Source organism: Thermosynechococcus sp. M98_K2018_005 (assembly GCF_015295825.1).
Classification (GTDB): domain Bacteria; phylum Cyanobacteriota; class Cyanobacteriia; order Thermosynechococcales; family Thermosynechococcaceae; genus Thermosynechococcus.
In genome coordinates this window covers 20547-27432 of the sequence record NZ_DVEH01000045.1, presented here as the reverse complement: position 1 = coordinate 27432, position 6886 = coordinate 20547, and the positions used below count along the sequence as shown (strand labels likewise).

General features: G+C 53.1%; 8 protein-coding genes. 5 read left to right on the top strand and 3 right to left on the bottom strand.

Annotated elements, in window-relative coordinates; genetic code table 11:
• The coding region (locus tag IGQ15_RS06080) for a hypothetical protein (RefSeq protein ID WP_297049754.1) at window positions 1-232 on the bottom strand (232 nt) is incomplete at its 3' end.
• A 188-nt stretch (window positions 233-420) separates the two neighbouring features.
• On the opposite strand from IGQ15_RS06080, the gene IGQ15_RS06075 reads away from it, so the two are divergent.
• The gene (locus tag IGQ15_RS06075; RefSeq protein ID WP_297049752.1) at window positions 421-1437 is read left to right on the top strand and encodes an aspartate-semialdehyde dehydrogenase; all 1017 of its coding nucleotides are present in this window, start codon (window positions 421-423) and stop codon (window positions 1435-1437) included.
• A gap of 316 nt (window positions 1438-1753) precedes the next feature.
• On the top strand, window positions 1754-2077 hold the full coding sequence (locus IGQ15_RS06070; protein WP_297049750.1) for a hypothetical protein: 324 nt from the start codon (window positions 1754-1756) through the stop codon (window positions 2075-2077).
• A gap of 42 nt (window positions 2078-2119) precedes the next feature.
• On the opposite strand, the gene metK is transcribed toward IGQ15_RS06070, so the two are convergent.
• A complete protein-coding gene (gene metK / locus IGQ15_RS06065; protein WP_297049748.1) occupies window positions 2120-3370 on the bottom strand; it encodes a methionine adenosyltransferase in 1251 nt (416 codons plus the stop codon).
• Between the two features lie 184 nt (window positions 3371-3554).
• On the opposite strand from metK, the gene IGQ15_RS06060 reads away from it, so the two are divergent.
• A complete protein-coding gene (locus IGQ15_RS06060) occupies window positions 3555-4454 on the top strand; it encodes a CoB--CoM heterodisulfide reductase iron-sulfur subunit B family protein (RefSeq protein WP_297049745.1) in 900 nt (299 codons plus the stop codon).
• Here the strand turns inward: IGQ15_RS06060 and IGQ15_RS06055 are convergent.
• Complete coding sequence (locus IGQ15_RS06055) at window positions 4451-5008, bottom strand: 5-formyltetrahydrofolate cyclo-ligase (RefSeq protein ID WP_297049743.1); 558 nt, start codon at window positions 5006-5008, stop codon at window positions 4451-4453. The two genes, IGQ15_RS06060 and IGQ15_RS06055, sit on opposite strands and share 4 nt — an antisense overlap.
• A gap of 67 nt (window positions 5009-5075) precedes the next feature.
• On the opposite strand from IGQ15_RS06055, the gene ureA reads away from it, so the two are divergent.
• Together ureA and thrC are read left to right on the top strand one after the other, a co-directional pair.
• On the top strand, window positions 5076-5378 hold the full coding sequence (ureA, locus tag IGQ15_RS06050; protein WP_297049740.1) for an urease subunit gamma: 303 nt from the start codon (window positions 5076-5078) through the stop codon (window positions 5376-5378).
• A 167-nt stretch (window positions 5379-5545) separates the two neighbouring features.
• Window positions 5546-6844 (top strand): threonine synthase, encoded by a 1299-nt coding sequence (gene thrC / locus IGQ15_RS06045; protein WP_297049738.1) that lies wholly within the window; start codon window positions 5546-5548, stop codon window positions 6842-6844.
• The last annotated feature ends 42 nt before the right edge of the window (window positions 6845-6886 follow it).

Below are 6886 nucleotides of genomic sequence, written 5' to 3'. Positions count from 1 at the left end.
CGCGGAAGAGGTGAAAGAGGTTTTGGCCATTCCCCGAAAGCTGTCCACCACCAATATCAATCTGTGGGCCATTCTGGATAGTGGTGGTTCCCGTTCCAGTGGTAGCTGGGGTAATCTGGCTGTAACCGGCACTATTCAACAGTCCCCAAAAGGCTACAGTGACGGGTAGCACAGCCTTTTTCAAAGGGATAGCCCACCCTGAAAACTGCCAAAACTGCTGTAGGGTTTCCATGATTCCAGCCTCCAGATAATTGATTAAGTCGCGCCACCGGCAACTCTTGTGGGGGAGTCCAGAGGCTGTTGTGGAAATTGGCTATTGCTATTATAGGTACAGCAATAAAATTTCCAAAATGCTAAGCTTTGCTATGTCCTAATCCCAAAGAATCGTAGAATGGATTCTTATTCTCAGGAGTAATAACGTTGGCACAGGGATTACGGGTTGGCATTTTAGGGGCGACAGGTGCCGTTGGCACGGAAATTTTGGCAATTTTGGCGGAACGGTCATTTCCAGTGGCAGAGTTGCGGCTGTTGGCTTCGCCCCGTTCAGCAGGTCAAACGCTCTCTTTTGCGGAGACAGTGCTGCCCGTACAGGCGGTGAGTGAGGAGACTCTCAAGGGACTCGATTTGATTTTGGCTTCAGCGGGGGCAAGTGTGTCGCGACAGTGGCTACCGATCGCCATCCAAGGGGGAGCGATCGCCATTGATAATTCCAGTGCCTATCGCATGGAACCCAACGTCCCCTTAGTGGTACCCGAAGTCAACCCTGAAGATCTAAAAACACACCAAGGCATCATTGCCAATCCCAACTGCACAACGATTTTGATGACCGTTGCCCTATGGCCATTGCATCAGGTACGACCGATTCGGCGAATTGTAGCGGCGACCTATCAGTCTGCCAGTGGGGCGGGGGCAAAAGCCATGCAAGAACTCAAGGATCAAGCCCTCGATATTCTCAAGGGGCAACCACCACGCACAGAGGCCTTTCCCTATCCCTTGGCCTTTAACCTCTTTCCCCACAATTCTCCCCTCAATGAGCAGGGCTACTGCCAAGAGGAGATGAAGATGGTCAATGAAACCCGCAAAATTTTCCATGCCCCAGAGTTGCGGCTGACGGCCACCTGTGTTCGTGTGCCTGTGCTGCGTGCCCATTCGGAAGCGTTGAATGTTGAGTTTTTTGAGCCTTTTCCGCTGCAAGAGGCGCGGGTTCGCCTGCAACAGGCCGCAGGAGTCCAGTTTGTTGAAGATTGGCAGCGCAATTATTTCCCCATGCCCCTAGAGGCCACAGGTAAAGACCCAGTGCTAGTGGGACGGCTGCGCCAAGATATTTCTGAACCCAATGCCCTTGAACTATGGCTGTGTGGCGATCAGATTCGCAAGGGGGCAGCCTTGAATGCGGTGCAAATTGCCGAATCGCTGATTGCCCAAGGACTCCTCTAAGAGCTTGCCCCAGTTGACTGAGTACATTGAAGATGTCTATCCGCGCACAGCTGCGCCACTGATCTAGGGCGTTGAAGCAGATGTATGCAGGGTCAAACAGTTCTATTGATGAGGTGATTCGCGATTATTGTGGGGGATAATCTCTCATTCTTGATTGGAATCGCTATAGTAGGGCAGTATGGATCAAGCCGGTGCGCATCGCGGGACTGCCCTGCTGTGGCGATCGCCCAAAGTAGCACATTCTCTGGAACCTGCCTAGACTGGAGAAGTCAATAAGGAATGGGCATGAAACTGTGATACACGAGGGATAATAAGAATGTCTTTACTCAAAAAATCATCCATCTCTTTGACAGTTTTAAGTGCAGTCTCCCTCGGCGGGGGGGCGATCGCCGCTCCCTATCCCCCAGAAGTGGTTTCCCGATTTACGAGTGAATGTACGACTGCTCTGCAACAACAGGTGCCGCAAATGGCGCAATACGGCAATGTCTACTGTACCTGTGTGATCAATGAACTACAATCCTCGCTGACCTTGGCAGAATTTCAGGCAATTGGTCAAGATGTACAGACCAATGTGACCCCAGAAGTGCGCCAGATGCTCACCAAGACGGCACAAACCTGCTTGCAACGAGTCACCCAATAAGCAAAGGGGGGAGAAATCCCCCCAATATATTCCAATATGTTCCTAGACTGCGCTTAGAAACTGAGCAGCAGCGGCTTGCAGATCGGCGACTTTATCGAGTTTTTCCCAAGGTAGGTCGAGGTCATGACGCCCAAAGTGACCGTAGGCAGCCACATCTTGGTAGAAGCGACCACCCCGCTCTTGGGGCAAGTGGCGCAGGCCAAAGGTTTGGATAATGGCAGCGGGGCGCAGATCAAAGTGGGTTGTAATCAACTCCAGCAGTTGCTCTGGGGCTAGTTTACCCGTGCCAAAGGTATCCACAAAGAGGCTCATGGGGCGAGCAACCCCAATGGCATAGCTAATCTGTAACTCGCATTTGTCAGCTAGGCCTGCGGCAACGATGTTCTTGGCAATGTAACGAGCCATGTAGGCGGCACTGCGATCGACCTTGGTGGGATCTTTCCCAGAAAAGGCACCGCCCCCGTGACGGGCATAGCCACCGTAGGTATCAACGACGAGTTTACGTCCCGTGAGTCCCGAATCCCCCTGGGGACCACCAATGACAAATTTGCCCGTGGGATTAACGAGAAAGTGGGTCTTGTCATTGGGTTTAATGGCCAGATCCGCAAAGACAGGATTGACAACTGCTTCCCATAGATCGGCTTTGATCTTTGCTTGAACGGCGGCTTCGTCGCTGATGTCACCAATGGTGGCCGTGTGTTGGGTGGAAATCAGAATTGTATCAATGCCCACGGGCTGGCCATCTTCATAGATGACGGTGACTTGGGTTTTGCCATCGGGACGTAGGTAAGGAAGTTGACCGGTTTTGCGGACAGCGGCCAAGCGCCGCGCCATGCGGTGAGCCAAGCTAATGGGCAGGGGCATATACTCAGGGGTTTCATTGCAGGCATAGCCAAACATAATGCCCTGATCGCCTGCTCCAACGCGATCCAATTCGGCATCACTCAGGTGTTCCCGTGCTTCTTGGGCAGTGTCCACCCCTCGGGCAATATCGGGGGATTGCTCATCAAGGGCAACGATGACGGCACAGCTATTGGCGGCAAAGCCATTTTCAGCATCGGTGTAGCCAATTTCACGGATTTTCTGCCGTGCTAGGTTGACGTAGTTGACCTGTGCTTTGGTGGTAATTTCCCCAGTAATCAGCACCAGACCCGTATTCACGACAACCTCAGCGGCAACGCGACTCTGGGGGTCCTGGGTGAGCAGCGCATCCAGAATGGTATCGGCGATTTGGTCGCAAATCTTATCGGGGTGGCCTTCGGTGACGGACTCCGAACTAAATAAGTAACGCAAGATAGCACTCCTATGGCATGGATTGTTGAAAGAACTGCAAGAAATTGGCTTATGGTAACATGGACTTCTGACTAAAAAACAAGGACTGGTTTCTAAATCCTAGGATTATACCTGAGCAGTAGGACACACGAGTGATTGTGATGATTGGCTAGACTAGGGGCAGATTTCAAGCTTTTCAAGTTGTATGTCTGCTTTACGCTATGCCTACTATCCCGGTTGTGTGGCTCAAGGGGCCTGTCGGGAATTAGACCTCTCAACGCGAGCGATCGCCCCCCTGTTGAATATCGAGCTGGTGGAACTGAAGGAGGCCAGTTGTTGTGGCTCAGGTACATTTAAGGAAAATTCGTGGCTGCTGGAAGATACCGTCAATGCCCGCAACATTGCCCTTGCAGAACAATTGACTTTGCCCCTATTGACCCATTGCAGCACCTGTCAGGGGGTGATTGGCCATGTGGATGAACGCCTCAAAACCTTTCAGCGCGATCGCCCCGAGTACGTGGCAGAAATTAATCAAGTGCTCACGCAGCAAGGTTGTGCTCCCTATCAAGGCACAACGGAAGTGAAGCATTTGCTCTGGGCAATTGTCGGGGATTTGGGTCTTGAGCGATTGCGCGATCGCGTCCGTCGTCCCCTCACTGAACTTCGCTGCGCTGCCTTTTATGGCTGCTATCTCCTGCGTGCCCAAGAGAGGCTGCCCTTTGATCACCCGATTCACCCTACCTCAATGGAACAAGTGTTTGAGGCAGTAGGGGCTACCCCCGTGGTGTATGAGGGACGTACCCAGTGCTGTGGTTGGCCCATTTCCAGCTATGCTACGGCGGCCAGTTTTGCCATGGCGGCACAACGACTCCAGAGCGCGATCGCCAGTGGTGCGGATTGCATTGTCACCCCCTGTCCCCTGTGTCACCTAAATCTTGATGCTCGTCAACCAGAAATTGCCCAGCAGGTAGGAGTTGCCCTCAATTTGCCGATTCTCCATTTGCCGCAACTGGTGGGTCTAGCCCTTGGCCTCAGTCCTGAGGAACTGGGTTTAAGAAAACACGTGGTTTCAACGCAGCCGGTGTTAGCAAAACTAGGGCTTTAGCTGATCTCCAAGATGCCTGATTCGGTGCAGATAGCTTGCAGTGGCTGATCCCACGGATCACGGGGCAATTCTGCTAGAACCGCTGACTCAAAGACAATTCCCCAGCGACACACGTGCTGCCAATCGGGGTGGGCAAAGAGGCGATCGAAAAAACCCGCTCCATAGCCGAGACGGTACCCTTGGCGATCGCAGGCAACGGCAGGCACCAAGCAGAGATCAACACACGCTGGATCAATCGGGGGCGCTTCGGGGGGTGGTTGCCAAATGCCATAGCGTCCTTGCTGGAGAGCGTCTTCTTTGCCATTAAAACAATGCCACCGTAAATCCTGACCCACCACACGGGGCAAGCCCCACTGTTTCGGGAGTGACCAGAGGAAGCGCAAATCGGGTTCGCGGCGATGGGGCACATAGGTCAACACCGTGGTTGCCCATTGAAACTGGGGATGATCTAGCAAGTGCTGACAAATGCGCTGACTGCGATCTTGCCACTCGCGATCGCTCAGGTGCTGCCGCCATTCAAGATAGTGTTGTCGCAGTCTGACTTTATCGCTCATTGATTTTCTGGGCACCAAAGCCACAAGTTAAGATAAAGGCCAAAGTGAGTGTTTAGCCTGAGGAACGATGCAACTGTCCCCCCAAGAAAAAGACAAGCTCCTGATTTTTACTGCCGCTCTTGTGGCCGAACGTCGTAAAGCACGGGGTCTCAAGCTCAATTATCCCGAAGCAGTGGCCTATATTTCTGCTGCCATTTTGGAAGGGGCGCGGGAGGGACGCACAGTTGCCGATTTAATGAACTATGGCACAACCCTGCTCAGCCGTGATGATGTCATGGAAGGGGTGCCGGAAATGCTCACAGAGGTGCAAGTCGAGGCAACATTTCCCGATGGCACAAAGCTGGTGACAGTGCATACCCCCATTCGCTGAAGTCTTAAAAAGCTTCAAGATAGCACCAACCGATGACTAGGAACACATCCCCAAGGGAAAGAATGTCTAGGGTGATTTAAATCCGATAAAAATAGTCGGATATATTTGACAGGGCGATCGCCCCCTGCTAGGATGGTCAGCAACTTGTCTGAGGCAGTCTGAGACCCATGACCGCAACGTTGACCTCTACCACCGAAACCGCCTACTTTACCCACCTCAAATGCAAAGAGTGTGGTGCAGAGTACGAACCCCAAGCCATTCATGTCTGCGAATACTGTTTTGGCCCCCTAGAGGTGAAGTACGATCTGAGCCAATTGGCGGCAGCCGTAACGCGCAGCACAATTGAGGCGGGGCCAAAGTCCATTTGGCGCTACCGTCCCTTTTTGCCAGTGACCTCGGCCAACCCGATTGATCTGGGCACAGGGATGACTCCCCTCGTCAAAGCCCAGCGGCTGGCGCGGCGGCTCGGACTCAAGCATCTGTACATCAAAAACGATGCAGTGAATATGCCCACCCTGAGCTTTAAGGATCGGGTGGTATCGGTGGCGTTGACGCGGGCGCGGGAATTGGGTTTTACGACAGTCTCCTGTGCCAGTACCGGCAATTTGGCGAATTCAACGGCGGCAATCGCGGCTCATGCGGGGCTAGATTGCTGTGTGTTTATTCCAGCGGATCTGGAAGCGGGTAAGGTCTTGGGGACGCTCATCTATGGGCCAACGGTGATGGCCGTTGAGGGCAACTACGACCAAGTGAATCGCCTGTGCTCGGAAGTGGCGAATACCCACGGGTGGGGGTTTGTCAATATCAATTTGCGCCCCTACTATTCGGAAGGGTCAAAGACGCTAGGTTATGAGGTGATTGAACAGTTGGGCTGGCAGCTTCCTGACCACATTGTGGCTCCCTTGGCTTCTGGCTCTCTGTTTACGAAAATTTACAAAGGCTTCCGCGAATTTGTGGAAGTGGGTCTGGTGGCTGATAAACCCGTGCGCTGTAGTGGTGCCCAAGCGGTGGGCTGCTCTCCCATTGCCCAAGCCTATGCCGAGGGGCGGGATTTTGTGGCACCAGTGAAGCCCAATACGATTGCTAAGTCCATTGCCATTGGTAACCCCGCCGATGGGGTCTATGCCCTCGACATTGCCCGCAAAACCAATGGGGCGATCGCTGCGGCCACCGATGAAGAAATTGTGGCAGGCATTAAGCTGCTGGCGGAAACGGAAGGTATTTTCACGGAAACCGCTGGCGGCACGACAATTGCCGTTCTCAAAAAGTTGGTGGAAGCGGGCAAAATTGACCCTGAAGAGGTGACGGTGGTCTATATCACGGGCAATGGCCTGAAAACCCAAGAGGCGGTGCAAAACGACATTGGTCAACCCCTAACGATTGAACCCAAGTTGGCCAGCTTTGAGCGTGCCTTGGAGCGATCGCGTACCCTCGAACGGTTGGATTGGCAACCGGTATTGGTCTAGTCGGTTTTCCCGACGCTGTGTTGAAATTTATGGATGGTTTGT